The 14,868-nt window shown below is 70.4% G+C and carries 17 protein-coding genes; 13 read left to right on the top strand and 4 right to left on the bottom strand.

Going from position 1 to position 14,868, the window contains the following annotated elements:
* The first annotated feature begins 18 nt into the window (after window positions 1-18).
* Entirely contained in the window at window positions 19-936 is a 918-nt protein-coding gene (locus ACGFJ7_RS22250; protein ID WP_360256574.1) for a LysR family transcriptional regulator, read from the top strand.
* Here ACGFJ7_RS22250 and ACGFJ7_RS22245 read toward each other — a convergent pair.
* Entirely contained in the window at window positions 933-1,880 is a 948-nt protein-coding gene (locus ACGFJ7_RS22245) for an anti-sigma factor RsbA family regulatory protein (RefSeq protein ID WP_360256572.1), read from the bottom strand. The genes ACGFJ7_RS22250 and ACGFJ7_RS22245 overlap by 4 nt on opposite strands.
* Window positions 1,877-2,662, bottom strand: a complete 786-nt coding sequence (locus ACGFJ7_RS22240) for an MEDS domain-containing protein (protein ID WP_392643507.1) — start codon at window positions 2,660-2,662, stop codon at window positions 1,877-1,879. Before ACGFJ7_RS22240 ends, ACGFJ7_RS22245 begins: the two co-directional genes overlap by 4 nt.
* Window positions 2,663-2,792: 130 nt before the next feature.
* Here ACGFJ7_RS22240 and ACGFJ7_RS22235 point away from each other — a divergent pair, with 130 nt between their 5' ends.
* Together ACGFJ7_RS22235 and ACGFJ7_RS22230 are read left to right on the top strand one after the other, a co-directional pair.
* Window positions 2,793-3,632 (top strand): alpha/beta hydrolase fold domain-containing protein, encoded by an 840-nt coding sequence (locus tag ACGFJ7_RS22235; RefSeq protein WP_360256566.1) that lies wholly within the window; start codon window positions 2,793-2,795, stop codon window positions 3,630-3,632.
* A 15-nt stretch (window positions 3,633-3,647) separates the two neighbouring features.
* On the top strand, window positions 3,648-3,845 hold the full coding sequence (locus ACGFJ7_RS22230; protein ID WP_392643505.1) for a hypothetical protein: 198 nt from the start codon (window positions 3,648-3,650) through the stop codon (window positions 3,843-3,845).
* 89 nt (window positions 3,846-3,934) lie between these two features.
* On the opposite strand, the gene ACGFJ7_RS22225 is transcribed toward ACGFJ7_RS22230, so the two are convergent.
* Entirely contained in the window at window positions 3,935-4,168 is a 234-nt protein-coding gene (locus ACGFJ7_RS22225; protein WP_392643503.1) for a hypothetical protein, read from the bottom strand.
* 249 nt (window positions 4,169-4,417) lie between these two features.
* On the opposite strand from ACGFJ7_RS22225, the gene ACGFJ7_RS22220 reads away from it, so the two are divergent.
* Window positions 4,418-4,807 (top strand): DUF6582 domain-containing protein, encoded by a 390-nt coding sequence (locus ACGFJ7_RS22220; protein ID WP_392643501.1) that lies wholly within the window; start codon window positions 4,418-4,420, stop codon window positions 4,805-4,807.
* On the opposite strand, the gene ACGFJ7_RS22215 is transcribed toward ACGFJ7_RS22220, so the two are convergent.
* The gene (locus ACGFJ7_RS22215; RefSeq protein ID WP_392643499.1) at window positions 4,797-5,543 is read right to left on the bottom strand and encodes an ATP-binding protein; all 747 of its coding nucleotides are present in this window, start codon (window positions 5,541-5,543) and stop codon (window positions 4,797-4,799) included. The two genes, ACGFJ7_RS22220 and ACGFJ7_RS22215, sit on opposite strands and share 11 nt — an antisense overlap.
* 203 nt (window positions 5,544-5,746) lie before the next feature.
* Between ACGFJ7_RS22215 and ACGFJ7_RS22210 the strand changes: the two genes are divergently transcribed.
* The 9 genes from ACGFJ7_RS22210 to glgX all read left to right on the top strand — a co-directional run bounded on the left by ACGFJ7_RS22210 (window position 5,747) and on the right by glgX (window position 14,785).
* The gene (locus ACGFJ7_RS22210; RefSeq protein WP_360256556.1) at window positions 5,747-6,691 is read left to right on the top strand and encodes a helix-turn-helix transcriptional regulator; all 945 of its coding nucleotides are present in this window, start codon (window positions 5,747-5,749) and stop codon (window positions 6,689-6,691) included.
* A 63-nt stretch (window positions 6,692-6,754) separates the two neighbouring features.
* Complete coding sequence (locus ACGFJ7_RS22205) at window positions 6,755-7,582, top strand: FAD binding domain-containing protein (protein WP_392643497.1); 828 nt, start codon at window positions 6,755-6,757, stop codon at window positions 7,580-7,582.
* Window positions 7,583-7,594: 12 nt separating this feature from the next.
* Window positions 7,595-8,320, top strand: coding sequence for a CPBP family intramembrane glutamic endopeptidase (locus ACGFJ7_RS22200; protein ID WP_392643495.1), 726 nt, complete (start codon window positions 7,595-7,597; stop codon window positions 8,318-8,320).
* 79 nt (window positions 8,321-8,399) lie between these two features.
* Window positions 8,400-8,786 carry a YbaB/EbfC family nucleoid-associated protein gene (locus ACGFJ7_RS22195; protein WP_360256549.1) on the top strand — a complete coding sequence of 129 codons (387 nt, stop codon included), beginning with the start codon at window positions 8,400-8,402 and terminating at the stop codon, window positions 8,784-8,786.
* Complete coding sequence (locus ACGFJ7_RS22190) at window positions 8,776-9,108, top strand: type VII secretion target (protein WP_360256547.1); 333 nt, start codon at window positions 8,776-8,778, stop codon at window positions 9,106-9,108. Before ACGFJ7_RS22195 ends, ACGFJ7_RS22190 begins: the two co-directional genes overlap by 11 nt.
* Window positions 9,105-10,487 carry a hypothetical protein gene (locus ACGFJ7_RS22185; protein WP_392643493.1) on the top strand — a complete coding sequence of 461 codons (1,383 nt, stop codon included), beginning with the start codon at window positions 9,105-9,107 and terminating at the stop codon, window positions 10,485-10,487. The genes ACGFJ7_RS22190 and ACGFJ7_RS22185 overlap by 4 nt, the downstream gene beginning before the upstream one ends.
* Window positions 10,488-10,510: 23 nt before the next feature.
* Window positions 10,511-11,041: a hypothetical protein gene (locus ACGFJ7_RS22180; protein ID WP_360256541.1), complete on the top strand. Its 531-nt coding sequence runs from the start codon at window positions 10,511-10,513 to the stop codon at window positions 11,039-11,041.
* 66 nt (window positions 11,042-11,107) lie between these two features.
* A complete protein-coding gene (locus tag ACGFJ7_RS22175; RefSeq protein ID WP_392643491.1) occupies window positions 11,108-12,646 on the top strand; it encodes a BCCT family transporter in 1,539 nt (512 codons plus the stop codon).
* Window positions 12,647-12,679: 33 nt separating this feature from the next.
* Entirely contained in the window at window positions 12,680-14,785 is a 2,106-nt protein-coding gene (gene glgX / locus ACGFJ7_RS22170; RefSeq protein ID WP_392643489.1) for a glycogen debranching protein GlgX, read from the top strand.
* Window positions 14,786-14,868 lie beyond the last annotated feature (83 nt).

Below are 14,868 nucleotides of genomic sequence, written 5' to 3'. Positions count from 1 at the left end.
TGAGAGGCTGCCCCTACCATGGAGCTCCGCCAGCTGCGCTACTTCGTCGCGGTCGCCGAGGAACTGAGCTACGCCCGCGCCGCCGAGCGCCTGCGCATCGCCGGCCCGTCGCTGTCCCAGCAGATCAAGGCGCTCGAACGGGACCTCGGCACGCAGCTGTTCGACCGCGACCGCCGCACGGTCCGCCTGACCGCGGCCGGGCAGGCGCTGCTCCCCCGCACCAGGGCGCTGCTCGAACACGCGGACGACCTCCGGCGTACGGCCAAAGGCCTGGCGATGAATCAGCCCGTACGCCTGGGCTACGTCAACTGGCGGCCGCCCGACCTGGAACAGCGGGCCGCCGGCGTGGCCCAGCTGCTGGTCGACGCGTGGGTGCTGCCGTCGCACGCGCAGGCCGCCCGGGTCGTCGACGGGAGCCTCGACCTGGCCATCTGCTGGGTGCCGGCCACCACGGTCACCGAGGACAAGTTGGAGGCGCGGCTGCTCGGCTCGGACCGGCTCTACGCCATCGGGCCCGGCACGGACGGCGACCCGGTCCGCGCCGCCGACACCGTCGTCCTGATCGACGCCGACGAGACCAGCTGGTCGTCGTGGAACCGCTGGGCGCTGGCGATGGCCGCGGAGACCGGCGCCCGGGTCGAGTACGTGAACGAGGGCGGCGTCACCGGGACGGCGTTCTTCGACCACGTACGCCGGCTGCGCCGCCCGGTGGTCAACAACCCGAAGAGCCAGACCGCGCCGGTGCCGCCCGACCTGGTGGCCCGCCCCATCCGGCAGCCGGCGCCGTACTGGACGTGGTCGCTGGTCTCCCGCATCGACGAGCCGCGGCCGGTGGTGAAGGCCGTGGTCGAGGCGCTGACCCGGTCGGTCGACCGGACCTGCCTCGACGACCCCAACGCGTGGCTGTCACCGGAGGACCCGCACCGCCCGTCTTAGCCGGCGGCCAGCCTGATCGTGAAGCCGCCGGCGTCGCGGTACATGGCGACGTGGTCGCAGGACTGGTGGGCGATCCACAACCCCAGCCCGCCCTCCAGGCCGTCGCCGGTGGGCAGCAGGCCGGCGAACGGGTCCTTCGGGCCCGAGCCGCCGTCGGTGACGGTCACGACGATGCGGTCGGCGGAACTCCACAGGCGCAGCCGCACCGGGGCGCGACCGTGCCGGTAGGCGTTCGCCACCGCCTCGCTGACCGCGACGACCAGGTCGTCCACGTCGTCCGGGTCGAGACGGCCGTCGTCGGCGTCACGCACGGCCTGCCGGGCGTCGCCCAGCGTGGGTTCGGCGATGTCGGCCCGCGGCGCCGCACGCTGCAGCGGGTCCGGCACCGGAGGGCGGCGGTCGCTGAGGAAGGTCACCGGGTCGACGTACGTCTCGTTCGGCACGTGCCGGCCGTCGGGCATCGCGGTCCGCGGGTGCGTCCGCAGCACGTCCTCGCGCACCTGGACCGGTGCGGTGCGCATGTCGTACGCGCACATGCTCCAGAGCGGGAACTCGTCGTACGCGTGGTTGATCGCCGACTCGTACCGGGCCCAGGAGTCCCAGGCCGGCCCGAACACCTCGGCGGTCAGCTCGCCGATGATCCGGATCTGCGGCGCGCCGGCGGCCACGTGGCCGGCCAGCAATTTGCGGTACGCCCGGATGGCGCCGGCCGGGCGCGCGTACATCGCCCCGCCGGACATGAAGGTGACCGGCACATCGCCGGGCAGCGCCGCCCGGACGACCCCGGCGGCCCGCTCCCCCAGCGCCACGATCGTGGGCTCGCCGGCGGTGACCCCGCCGAGCAGGAAAGGCACGGCCACGGCGAGCAGATCGTCGTCGGAGTCGTAGCAGACGGCCTCGTGGTAGTAGCCGTGGTAGCCGGCCGCGGCCCCGGTCCTGGTCATCGGGCCGCCTCCACCCGCACGTGGGGGAGGTCGAGCAGGCCGGCGAGGCGGACCACCGCACCGAGCGGGGTGCGCAGCACCGCCGTGGTGCGCTGCGACTCGGCGTACCGCTGCAACGCCAGAAGGGCCCGATGGTCGATGAACCGCAACCCGGTCGCGTCCACCACCACCTCGCCGTCGGCCCGGTCCAGGTCGGTACGGCGCAGCGCCGTCGCGAACAGGTCCTCGGCCGAGAGGTCCAACTCGCCCTCGAGCACCGCCTCGGCGCTGGTCGCGCCCGGGTGCAGTTGGAAGCTCACGCCGGCCGCGTGGCTCGACTCGTGCAGGCAGGCCAGCTCGGCCACGGCGCGTTCGCCCAGCTCTCCACGGTTGTAGGCGCAGACGGCGCTCATCGGGTGGTGCCGCATGTAGCGGCCGATCACATACTCGTACCGGGCGAAAGCATCACGCTGCTCGTCCGTGCGCACCAGCGGCGTCACGTCGGCCACCACCCGGAAACCGGTGAAACCGGCCGCGAGGGCGTCCTCGGTCGCGGCGGCGTAGGCGGCCACCTGCCGGGCCGGGTCGACGACCTCGTGGGTCGCGTACGCCTCGGCGAACCGGATGACGCGGACGGCGTTCCCACCCGGCAGGCCGGTCACATCGGCATGCTGGCTGGGGACGAACCAGACCCGCTCGCCGGCCGCCAGCGCCTGATCGACGCACCGACGGGCGTACGCGTCGAAAAGACCTTGATCCTCATATGACCAGCACTCGTGCCCGGCCTTCGGGGCCGGTCTCATGCGCCGGACACCGTGGCACTGTTCACCCCGCAACAGTAGCCACCCGATCGGCCGCCCGCGACGGCTGGACTTCCGCGGACGGCGCATGCGTACCTCTTGCCCGGACGAACGAATCTTGTAACGTGGCGGCGTGTCGGCTTCCTGGCAGATGAGAGGCGTCGCGCTCTTCGTGCGGCTGGCCTACGCGCGCCGCTTCATCACCCCCGCCGCCGGGCAGCGCACGCTGGCGCGCCGCAAGGGCCCGTCGGCGCCACCGTTCACCACGGTCATGACCACGGTGAACGGCTTCCCGGTGCACCGGATCGGCGAGCCGTCGTCCCGTCCCCCGGTCGTCTACCTGCACGGCGGCGCCTACACGAGCGAGATCGTGCGGCAGCAGTGGGCGCTGGCCGGCGACCTCGCCCGGGAGACCGGCTGCGAGGTGCACGTGCCGATCTACGGCCTCGCGCCGCGGCATCACGGCCTCGAGGCGCTCGACTTCGTGACAGCGGTGATCCGCGATCTGGGCCGCCCCTGCTACCTGGTGGGCGACTCGTCCGGCGGCGGCCTGGCCCTGCTGGCGGCGCAGGCCACCCCGGCGTCGGTGGCCGGCCTGACCATGATCGCGCCGTGGCTGGACCTGACGATGTCGAACCCGCGGGTCGACGCCCTCGAACCGCACGACCCGTGGCTGACCCGCGCCGGCCTGCGCCCGATCGCCGCCGCCTGGGCCGGCGACCTGGCGCTGGACGATCCACGGGTGAGTCCCCTGTACGGCGACCTGTCCCAGCTACCGCCGACCCAGATCCTGGTCGGCACCCGCGACATCACCATGCCGGACTGCCGGCTCCTGCGCGACCGCGTCCCGGCCGGGACAAAGCTGACCTATCACGAGCAGGAGGGCGCGATCCACGCCTACCCCCTGCTGCCCGTGCCGGAAGCCGCGGCCGGCCGCCAGGCGATCTACGACCACATCCGTTCCACTTTTTAGTGCTTGTTACCGGAGTTGCCGATCGAGTTCGGTGACGGTTTTCCCGGTGGCCGCCGCCACTCCCGCGTGCTGCATGCCGCGAAGCTGGTTGTCGTCGACAGCGAAGAAGCCCTGATCCATACCGACGACAGAGTAAACGTCGACGCCCTCGCGCCGGGCTTGCCCTGCAACTCGGCTTCCGGAAGGCTTTTCGCCCGTCTCGGCCGCCGGTGACGTCGTCGTCCCGCACGCGCGGAGAACGGCGGCGAGCAGCACGATGACCGGGGCGATTCGAATGTGCGAGCGCGTGCTGTCCCCTCCCACTAGTAGATGTCGTCGACGGCGGCGACGTCGTCCGCCCAGGGCGGCGTGCCGGGACAGCCGAACTTGGATCCGCCCTGCTCCATGACCGAGGGCCGGCCCGCGCAGCTCATCGAGACGTGGCCGAGACCGTAGGCGTGACCCCATTCGTGGGCGGCGACGATCCACTTCTGGCGCGTGGTCAGGCCGGCCATCGTCCGATCGTTGAAGTCGATCTCGATGGTTGTTTGTGCCACGCGGTGGTCGCGGCCCCGGACGGCAGCGTCGACAACGCTCGGCGAACGGCTGCGGCGTGCGGAGCGCGACAGCGGAAACCCGGCAACAACGCGAGACGCGCCGCACGCGCGGGACCACCCGCTCGGCCGCGCCCGAGCAGGCGGGTGGCGCGCACCTTCGGCGGACGCCGGACCCCGCGTACTCCATCGCTCTTGTGCCGGCCGGCGACATCGCGTTTTACCGGCGGGCGATCGCGGCATAGAGCAGATATGGCTGACAACACGCTGGACGCCGCCGATCGCAACGCGATGCCCGACAGCACGTTCGCGTTTCCCCGCGTCCGTAAGGAACCCCTCAACGACGCCCGGCACGTTCGCAATGCGATCGCCCGCTTCGACCAGGTTCGGGACGTCTCCGACAAGGAACGCGACGAGGCGTTCCGGCGCATCAAGAAGGCCGCCGCCAAGTTCGGCGTGGAGATGACCGAGTCGAGCTGGCGGGAGCTGGGCAAGCCGAGCGCGGGCCGCAAGTCGTCCGACAAGGCCCGGTCGAAGGCGACCCTGTACGCCGAGGCCCGCCGCCGGGGCATCGAGGGCCGCTCCACGATGACCAAGGCCGAGCTCGAGAAGGCCCTCGAGAAAAGCCAGGTCACGACGTGACGGTACCGCCGAGGGGGTTGGGCTGACGATCGGTGGCCAGCAGGGCCCAGACGATTTTGCCGCCGCGGATGCGGGTGGCGCCGGAGTGGGTGCTGACCGCGGCTATCAGGTGCAGGCCCCGGCCGTGTTCGATGCCGGGCTCGACGGCTCGGGGCATGACCGTGCTGGCGTCCTGGACGGCGACGCGCAGGTAGCGGCTGGAGCAGCAGACGACGACCTCGAAATCGGAGGCGGCGTGCAGGATCGCGTTGGCCGCCAGCTCGGTGACGACGATGCGGGCGTCCTCCCGGACGGCGGGCAGGTTCCAGGCCGTGCAGGCCTCGTCGACCAGTCTGCGGGCGGCGCGCGCGTTCGCCGGGACGGGACCCAGGCGACGGCGGAGCCAGCGGGGGACGTACGAGCGTACGGCCGCCAAAGCCTGGTCCCGGTCGGCGTGATGAATGACGAAACTGCGGTACGCGACGAGCTCGCGGGCGATGTCGGCGGCGCCCCCGTAGAACAGGACGGGCACGCCCCAGGCCCCGTGGGCCCGGTAGGAGGCGGTGGCCAGGGTGGTGAGCTGGCCGGACGCGTCCCGGCCCAGAGCGGAGAGGTCGACGAGCACGGCGGCGGGACATTCCGCGGCCGCCTTGCCGACGGCCGCGCGGACCGTACTTGCCGTGGTGCGGGAGAGCAGGCCGGACAGCCGGACCGTGATGAATCCGGTCTCACTGTCACGTACCGTCGTCGTTCTCACCGTGAAAGTCGACACATCCTCATAAATCCGGCACAAGTGGGCGGCCTTCAGCGCCCGGCGACTCTTTCACCCTGCTGCCTGGAGCTCCGAACGGACTACGCCGGAAACGAACAACCCCCGCCCCGCACTGTCGTGTGCGCGAAGCGGGATTGCCCCGGCCGGCCGGCCGGGGCACTGTGGGTCACGATGAGGGGTGACCGGCGATGATCAGCGTGTTCGAGACGAACGATCTCGACATGGCCTACGAGATGCTCAGCCGCACGTACTCGCGGGCGCGGATCACCCTCACCGGCGGGCGACCCGGCATGCGGATCGCCAAGATGGGTCTCGGCCCGGTCTCCCTGCACCACGTCACCTTCACCATGAGCCACCGCGCCGACCTGGCCCCGATGGGGCAGATCGCCATCGGCCGGGCGCTGGCCGGTCACACCCGGTGCCGTACGGGCCGCGACTGGCTCGACACCGTCCCCGGTGACCTGTTCCTCGGCAGCCAGCCGGACATCGCCCTGCACACCGAGAGCGAGAACCACGACGGTGAGTACGCGTTGTTCCCGCCCGGCCTCTTCGCGCGCATCGCCGACGCCGCGCCCGGCCGGGCCGCGCGGCCGATCCGGTTCACCGGGTACCGGCCGGTGTCCGGCCGGGCGGCGTCGTTCTGGAGCCGGACCTACGACCACGTCCGCGACTACGTGGCCGGGCTGTCGGTGGACGACGAGCCGTTGCTGGTCGGCTCCGCCGTACAGATGCTGGCGTCGGTGACCTTGTCGGCCTTTCCGAACACCGCGCTGCGCGATCCCACCATCGAGGACCGCCGCGACGCGCATCCGGCGACAGTGCGGCGGGCGGTGACGTTCATCGAGGACTACGCCCATCTGGACATCACGCCGGCCGACATCGCGGCCACCGCACGGGTGACGATCCGCGCGCTGCAGCTCGCGTTCCGCCGCCACCTCGGCACGACCCCGACCGCCCTGCTCCGGCGTGTCCGCCTGGAACACGCCCACCGCCAGCTGCTCGAGGCCGACCCGGCCACCACCACCGTGTCGGCCGTCGCCATGCGGTGGGGCTTCGCCAGCCACAGCACCTTCACGGCGCACTACCGGGCCGCGTACGGCGTCCTGCCGTCGCAGACACTGCGGCGCCGCTGAACTCCGACCCCGTTCGGGTGAACGCTTGTCCAAGAACAACCGGTTCGGGCAGCATGGGGTGCCGTGGACTACATCCCCGCCACCAGCCCCGCCGAAGTCCTGGCCACCCTCGCCGACGGGCAGGCCCAGGTGCTCGCCGGTGGACAGAGCCTGTTCTTCGCCGATCCACCCCGCCGGGTGGTCGACATCAACCGGGTCGCCGAGTTCGAGGTGCTGACCGAGGTGGACGGCACCCTGCGCGTCGGCCCCCTCGTCCGGCACCGGACATTCGAGACGGACGCCGTGGCCGGACCGCTCGGCGATCTGCTCCGCGTGGTCGTCCGCCACATCGGCCACCCGCCCGTCCGCGCCCGCGGCACCATGGTCGGCAGCCTGGCCTACGCCCACCCGGCCGCCGAGTGGACGGTCGTGGCGATGATCCTCGACGCGTCCCTGGAACTGAGCAGCCCGGGCGGGAGCCGGACCGTGCCGGCCGCGCGCTTCTTCACCGGCGCCGGCACGACCGCGCGCCGGCCGGACGAACTGCTGTCCGGGGTGCTCCTGCCGCAACTGCCGCCCGGAACCGGGGTCGGCTACGCGGAGGACCGCCGAGGACCGGGCATCTGGGCGTACGCGGCCACGATGACCGCCGTCACGATGGTCGACGACGTGGTCACCGCCGCCGCGATCGGCCTGGTGAACGCCGGGCCGTGCCCGGTGCGGGCCCGCGACGCCGAACGGGCCCTGATCGGCACCACGTTCTCCGACACGGCGATCACCGCCGCCGCCAACGCGGCCGCGGCCGAGGTCGCCGACGACGACCGCCGGCGGGCCGTGCACGTCCTCACCCGGAGAGCACTGACACAGGCCCGGGAGGGCAGCTACCAGGGATCTTGGCTTTCCGCACGGTAGCTTTAGGCGCCTATGCCAGTCGTCATCCCCTCGAGGCGCCGCCTCGCCCTGCTGCTCGGCGCCGTCCTCGTCATCCTGGCCGCGGTCAACGTGGCGGACAAGTTCGGCCCACGCCACACCGGCCTGGTGGCCGGCCCCCTGGTCGCGTTCGGACTGCTCCTGCTGGCCCGCCGCGTCGGGCTCACCTGGCACGACCTGGGCCTGTCCCGCCGGACCCTGCTGCCCGGCCTGAAGTACGCGATAGGCGCCATCCTGGCGGTGGCAGTGGTCTACGGCATCGGCGCGGCGCTGCCGCTGACCCGCTCGGCGTTCCTCGACGCCCGCTACCACCTGCATCCGGGCGCCGCCCTGCTCACGGCCTTCATCGTGGTCCCGCTGGGCACGGTCCTGCTCGAGGAGATCGCCTTCCGCGGCGTCCTGCTCGGCCTGATCAACCGCCACCGCGGCGCCGTCCTGGCCAGCGTCACGTCGTCAGTCCTGTTCGGCTTCTGGCACATCCTCCCGAGCCTGCGGCTCAACGAGGCCAACCAGGCCGTACGCGCGGCGGTCGGCGCCAGCCCGACGGGCCAGGTCCTGGCCATCCTGGGCGCGATGACCTTCACCGCGCTGGCCGGCCTGCTGCTCTGCGAACTCCGCCGCCGCAGCGGCAGCCTCCTGGCCGCCGCCGCCCTCCACTGGGCCACCAACGGCCTCGGCGTCCTGGTCGGCACGGCTTTAGCCACCCTGCGCCTGACCTGACACGAGATTCCAGCACTTCGGCGGTTTGACAGGAGAGCTCACTATTGCCCGGGACACCCGCGCGATAGGAGACGGGCCCGTGAGCGATGTCGATGCCGCCGAGGAGTGGCTGGATTCCTGGGTCGCCAACGTCGATGAGAGAGCGGCGATCGCCGTCGAATTGTCCCGGCGCGTAGCCGCGCTGACAGGCGAGGCGAAGAGCGAGGACGGCCTTCTGCGCGTCGCGGTCGGATCGGCCGGGCAACTGATCGAGCTCGACATAGATGACCGGGCACGACAACGTGCCGGCTCGGAAATAAGCCGGGAGATCATGGCGCTCGTCCAGCGAGCTCAGGCCCAGCTGTCGTCCAAGGTCGCCGAGCAGGTACGGGAGACCGTAGGCGTCGACACCGAGACCGGGCGTGCGGTGATCCATTCGTATGCCGAACGCTTCCCGCGAACGGGCGGATCCGACCATGTCCAGTGATCAGGTTCGGTTCCCGGCGCCAGCCGTTCACCAACACGCCGCCAGCGTGGAGGGGATCGCCGACTCCGTGCGAACGGCCCGGTCGGCGGTACACGAGGTCAGCATGGACACGCAAGCGTACGGCCAGCTCTGCCAGTTCCTTCCGGGCCTGCTCAGTCCGATCTTCTCGCTGGCGGTCGATGCCCTCGGCGATGCCGATGGCGCGCTCCGCGAGACCGCGGAGAACCTCCGCGCTGTCGCCGCCGGCTTTGCGGCCACCGACGATTCCGCGGCGCGGGCCATCCAGGCCGCGGCCGGCCCGCTTCTCGAGTTGCCGCTGTGACCGCCAACCCCCTTGTCGCGCCGAGTCACGACTCCACTACCTGGTCCACCGGTCTTGGTCTCGTCGAGGACGCGGTTGCCATCACCAACGGGATCCGCGGCAATAGTTGGGTCGACGGAACGCTGGGCGGTGTGGGCGCCTCGCTCGACATGTTGTCCATGGCGGTCGACCCGCTGGGAACCCTGGTGTCCTGGGGCGTCTCCTGGCTCATGGAGCATGTCAAGCCCTTGAAGGAGGCACTGGATTGGCTCGCCGGCAACGCGGACGAGGTCGCCGCGCACGCCGCGACATGGTCCAACGTATCCGCCTTCACAGAACAGGCTCGTCAGGAGTACGCCGATCGCCTCGGTGCCGAGATCTCGGATTGGTTCGGCTCATCCGGCGAGGCCTACCGCGAGCATGCCCGGCTGCATCTCGAGACGCTGGAAGGCCTGGCCACCGCGGCAAAAGGCATTTCGTACGCTGTCGAGGGCGCCGGCCTTCTTGTCGCGCTCGTGCGAGGCATCGTTCGTGACCTGATCGCGGAGTTCATCGGGACCCTCGCCGCACGCCTCCCGCAATGGCTGGCCAAAGAGGGACTGACCCTGGGTCTCGCCACTCCGGTGGTGATCGGCCAGGTATCCGCCCTGGTGGCCAAGTGGGTCAACAGAATCCAGCACTTCGTCCGCGGCCTGCTGAACAGTCTGCGCCGGCTCCACCCCATGCTCGACGACCTCGCCGAGATCTTCACCAAGTTCAGCGGCCGCAGCCGGTCCCTCGCAGACGCGGATCCCGCAACACCCTCCGGCGGCAGCGAGTTCCGAGCGGACTTTCCTCGCGGCTCCGACTTCGTCACCGGCGACGCGTTCACTGAGCGGGCCGCCGAGGCATACCGGCGTATCCGCAACAGTCCGGATGATGTGCCACGTGCTGCCGCCAACACGGGCATCGACCCGTCGGTCATCGAGGGGATGCGCCAGAACCTCTTCGTTCAGCAGCACGACATCGCTGTCGGACCGAACCAGGTCGAAAGGGGTTACTTCACTCCGGACGACCGCATCGCCGATCTCTGGGACGGCGCGACCAACGGCACACTCGATGCGAACTCGATCAGCCGATTCCGCAACCTGGCAGCACACGAATACGTCGAGAACAAATTGATGGAGGCGGGGATCCCCTTTCGTCCATCGCATCCCGACACTTTCGACGCCGAAGGCGGCCGCGTGCTGAGCCGCGAGCACCCAAGCGCGCACGACTTGGCTCCCAACGAGTGGAAGCCGCATGCGCCGCTGCAGCATTGGAGGCTCTTCGGCATCGACAGTTCCGGGCTGCACTTGGCCGACGACCTCTCGAACCTGGACGAGATCGTTGACGCCGCTCTGAGAGGATTGGGCCGATGACACCCGAAGAATCAGTCCAGGCCATGGCCGACCGCCTGGTGGCAGTCAATTACGAGCGCAACGGCGACAAGTCCTGGTCCAAGGCGGCGCTGCTGCGCGAGTACTTCCGGCGGGCGGCGCTCTGGGCCGAAGCGTACGACTGCGATTCCCGTACGCCGTTCTTCGACATCGCGGAATGTGTGGCTCCCGCGGTTCGCGCTGATCCGGCTGTGGTTGAGGCCGTGGTACGCGGCGTGGACGACGGGACCCGTAACGCGATCACCTGGGTGGCTCCCCTCCTCTTGCACTGGGCCGCGGTGTCCGCGCCGCCGTCTGAGTTGCCGGAGCCGTTCGAGCCGCTGATTCTGCTCTTCGAGCGCGGCGGCGGCTTCCACACCGAGAACGGCGAAGTGGATCTGGAGTACCTGGCCGTGCCGATGCGAGGGTGGCGTGAGCGGGCCTCCGCCGCGCCGATGGCCAGTTTCGCGCCCGAGGTGTTGGACGAGATCGATCGGGCCGGCTCGCTGTCGCAGTTCGGTTACCTGATCGGTCCGGACGGGCGTCCCCTTCAGTAGCGCTTCACCGGCGCGGTAAAAGCGATTAGGGCGTTTTGCGGCCTAATCGCCTGGAAGACTGGCTCGGTGAGTGAGGTGGATCGGCGGGCGGCTCCGGCGCGGGTTGATCGCACGATGGTGGTGGCCGGGATGGCCGGGGTGCTGGCGGTGGTGGTGTGGGCCGTCGTGGCGCCCGACGCGGTGGCCGGGGCCGGTGACGCCGGGCTCGGGTGGACCATTCGTACGTTCGGCTGGTTCTTCGTTCTGGCGGCGGACGCGTTCCTCGTGCTGGCGCTCGTCATCGCGGCCGGGCGGTTCGGGCGGGTCCGGCTCGGGGCCGATGACGAGCGGCCGGAGTTCACCACCCTGGCCTGGGTCGCCATGATGTTCAGCGCCGGCATGGGCATCGGGCTGGTGTTCTACGGGGTCGCCGAGCCGATCCAGCATTACGCGTCGCCGCCGCCGGCGTCGGGGGCGGTGGCCGGGACGCCGCACGCGGCCTCGGTGGCGATGCAGTACACGCTGTTCCACTGGACGCTGCATCCGTGGGCCATCTACGCGGTGGCGGGGCTCGCCCTGGCGTACTCCACCTTTCGCCGGGGACGCGGCAACCTGCTCTCGGCCGCTTTCCGGCCGCTGCTGGGCGACCGCGCCGACGGGGCGGCCGGGCGGATCATCGACCTGGTCGCGGTCTTCGCCACCGTGTTCGGGTCGGCGACCAGCCTGGGTATCGGGGCCCTGCAGGTCGCGGCCGGGCTCGACATCGTGGCCGGGATCCCGGACACCCGTACGGTCGAAGTGGTCATCGTCGCCTCGCTGATCGGGGCCTTCCTGGTGTCGGCGATGTCCGGGCTCGACCGCGGCGTCAAATGGCTGTCCACGATCAACGTGTGGCTGACCGTGCTGCTGCTGGTGTTCGTCTTCGCGCTGGGGCCGACCATCTACGCGCTCGAGGTGCTGCCGGCCTCGATCGGCGACTACCTGAACTCGCTGCTGGTCATGTCGACGCGGACCGGGGCGTTCTCGGATCCGTCGTGGATGGGCGCCTGGACGCTCTTCTACTGGGCGTGGTGGATCTCCTGGGCGCCGTTCGTCGGCACGTTCATCGCCCGGATCTCGCGTGGCCGGACCGTACGGCAGTTCGTCGTGGGTGTGCTGCTGATCCCCAGCGGCGCGAGTGCCGTCTGGTTCGCCGTCCTGGGTGGCAGCGCGCTGCGTACTCAGATCACCGGCACCGCCGACATCGTGGCCGACGTCGCCGAGGGCGCCGAGAACGGCCTGTTCGGCCTCTTGGACGCCCTGCCGGCGGCCACGGTGACGACGGCCCTGGCGGTGCTGCTGGTGGCGCTGTACTTCATCACCAGCGCCGACTCGGCCTCCCTGGTCCTGGCCTCGCTGACCTCGCGCGGCGCCCTGCACCCGGCCCGCCCGCTCGTGGTGGCGTGGGGCGTCCTGATCGGCGCCACCGGGGCCACGCTGCTGCTGGCCGGCGGTCTCCAGGCGCTGCAGCAGGCGACGGTGGTCATCGCGCTGCCATTCTCGGCCATCATGCTGCTGCTCGCCGTCGCTTTGATGAAAGACCTGGTGGCGGAAGAGCGCAGGCTTGATCAGCTCGGGAGGGGGTAGCCAGGCCGGGTCCGTCGGCGAAAGAGGAGAGCGATGAAGGTCTGGCCTGGTAACCCGTATCCGTTGGGGGCTACCTATGACGGGGGCGGGACGAACTTCGCGCTCTTCTCGGAGGTGGCCGAGCGGGTCGAGTTGTGCCTGTTCGGGGAGGACGGGAGTGAGACCCGGGTCGACCTGCCGGAGCGAGAGGCGTTCGTCTGGCACGGGTATCTGCCGCGGGTGGTGCCGGGGCAACGGTACGGCTATCGGGTCCATGGGCCGTACGACCCGGGTAGCGGGCTTCGGTGCAATCCGGCCAAGCTGCTGCTCGACCCGTACGCGAAGGCTGTCGACGGTGATGTGGAGTGGGACGAGGCCCTGTTCTCGTACAAGTTCGGTGACCCGGAGGGCTTCAACGACACCGATTCGGCGCCGTTCGCGCAGCGGTCCGTGGTCATCAACCCGTACTTCGACTGGGGGAACGACCGGCCCCTGAAGGTTCCGTTCCATCAGACGGTGATCTACGAGGCGCATGTGAAGGGTATGACCATGCGCCATCCGGGGATTCCGGAGGATGTGCGGGGGACCTATTCGGGGCTCGCCCACCCGGTGATGATCAAGTATCTGCGGGAGCTGGGGGTCACGGCGGTCGAGTTGATGCCGGTGCACCAGTTCGTGCACGACAGTGGGCTGATCGAGCGCGGGCTGTCGAACTACTGGGGTTACAACACGATCGGCTTCTTCGCGCCGCACAACGGCTACGCCTCGTTCGGTGGGCACGGCGGGCAGGTGCAGGAGTTCAAGTCGATGGTGAAGGCGCTGCACCAGGCCGGCATCGAGGTCATCCTCGACGTGGTCTACAACCACACCGCCGAGGGGAACCATCTCGGGCCGACGCTGTCGTTCCGGGGCATCGACAACCCGGCGTACTACCGGCTGGTGGACGACGACCGGCAGTACTACTACGACACCACGGGCACGGGAAACAGTTTCAACGTCCGGCACCACGAGGCGCTGCGGCTGCTCATGGACTCGCTGCGGTACTGGGTGACCGAGATGCACGTCGACGGGTTCCGGTTCGACCTCGCCGCCGCCCTGGCCCGCGAGTTCCACGCCGTGGACCGGCTGGCCGCGTTCTTCGACCTGGTCAACCAGGACCCGGTGGTGTCGCAGGTCAGACTCATCGCCGAGCCGTGGGACGTCGGGGACGGCGGCTACCAGGTCGGCGGGTTCCCGCCCAACTGGACCGAGTGGAACGGCAAGTACCGCGACTCCGTCCGTGACTTCTGGCGGGGCGAGCCGGCCAGCCTGGGCGAGTTCGCGTCGCGGTTCACCGGCAGCTCCGACCTGTACGAGATCGACGGCCGGCGGCCGATCGCGTCCATCAACTTCGTCACCGCCCACGACGGCTTCACACTGCACGACCTGGTGTCGTACAACGAGAAGCACAACGACGCCAACGGCGAGGCCAACCGCGACGGGGAGAGTCACAACCGGTCGTGGAACTGCGGGGCCGAGGGGCCCACCGACGACGCCGCCGTGACCACCCTGCGGGAGCGGCAGAAGCGCAACTTCCTGGCCACCCTGCTGCTGAGCCAGGGTGTGCCGATGGTCGCGCACGGCGACGAGCTGGGCCGCACGCAGGGTGGCAACAACAACGTGTACGCCCAGGACAACGAGATCAGCTGGGTCGACTGGGCGCAGGCCCGGCACTACGACGTGCTGACCGTCTTCACCCGGCGGCTGACCCGGCTGCGCGCCGACCATCCGATCTTCCGGCGGCGCCGGTTCGTCACCGGTGAACCGGCCGGCGAGTCGAAGCTGCCGGGCATCGCCTGGCTGCGCTGCGACGGCGACCCGATGGGCGAGCCGGACTGGGGCGCCGGGGCGGCCCGCACCATCATCGTCTTCCTCAACGGCGAGGCCATCCCGGAGTCGGACGCGCTGGGCGACCGGATCGTCGACGACTCGTTCCTGCTGCTGTTCAACGCCGCGGCCGAGGACGTCGAGTTCACTCTGCCCGACGCGGCGTACGGGCAGAGCTGGGAGACCGTCGTCGACACCGCCGACCCGCTGCTCGCGGCCTCCACGGGCGTCAAGGCGCAGGGCACGGTGCCGATGACCGCGCACAGTCTGGTGGTTCTGCGGAGGTGTTACTGAAGGTCAGGTACGCGTCGGTGAGTACCGTGTCGTGGCCCGGTTCGAGGTGCCCGTCCGCCGTGCGTAGTCGCCGAGCGCCGTGA

The sequence above is a fragment of the Actinoplanes sp. NPDC048988 genome (assembly GCF_043197815.1).
Lineage (GTDB): Bacteria > Actinomycetota > Actinomycetes > Mycobacteriales > Micromonosporaceae > Actinoplanes.
This window is presented reverse-complemented; position numbering and strand designations above follow the sequence as displayed.

What these genes read in the sequence shown, in the direction of transcription:
- ACGFJ7_RS22250 (WP_360256574.1), top strand. Translation starts at nt 19, where the DNA reads ATGGAGCTCCGCCAGCTGCGCTACTTCGTCGCGGTCGCCGAGGAACTG.
- ACGFJ7_RS22245 (WP_360256572.1), bottom strand. Translation starts at nt 1,880, where the DNA reads ATGACCAGGACCGGGGCCGCGGCCGGCTACCACGGCTACTACCACGAG.
- ACGFJ7_RS22240 (WP_392643507.1), bottom strand. Translation starts at nt 2,662, where the DNA reads ATGAGACCGGCCCCGAAGGCCGGGCACGAGTGCTGGTCATATGAGGAT.
- ACGFJ7_RS22220 (WP_392643501.1), top strand. Translation starts at nt 4,418, where the DNA reads ATGGCTGACAACACGCTGGACGCCGCCGATCGCAACGCGATGCCCGAC.
- ACGFJ7_RS22210 (WP_360256556.1), top strand. Translation starts at nt 5,747, where the DNA reads ATGATCAGCGTGTTCGAGACGAACGATCTCGACATGGCCTACGAGATG.
- ACGFJ7_RS22200 (WP_392643495.1), top strand. Translation starts at nt 7,595, where the DNA reads ATGCCAGTCGTCATCCCCTCGAGGCGCCGCCTCGCCCTGCTGCTCGGC.
- ACGFJ7_RS22190 (WP_360256547.1), top strand. Translation starts at nt 8,776, where the DNA reads ATGTCCAGTGATCAGGTTCGGTTCCCGGCGCCAGCCGTTCACCAACAC.
- ACGFJ7_RS22180 (WP_360256541.1), top strand. Translation starts at nt 10,511, where the DNA reads ATGGCCGACCGCCTGGTGGCAGTCAATTACGAGCGCAACGGCGACAAG.
- glgX (WP_392643489.1), top strand. Translation starts at nt 12,680, where the DNA reads ATGAAGGTCTGGCCTGGTAACCCGTATCCGTTGGGGGCTACCTATGAC.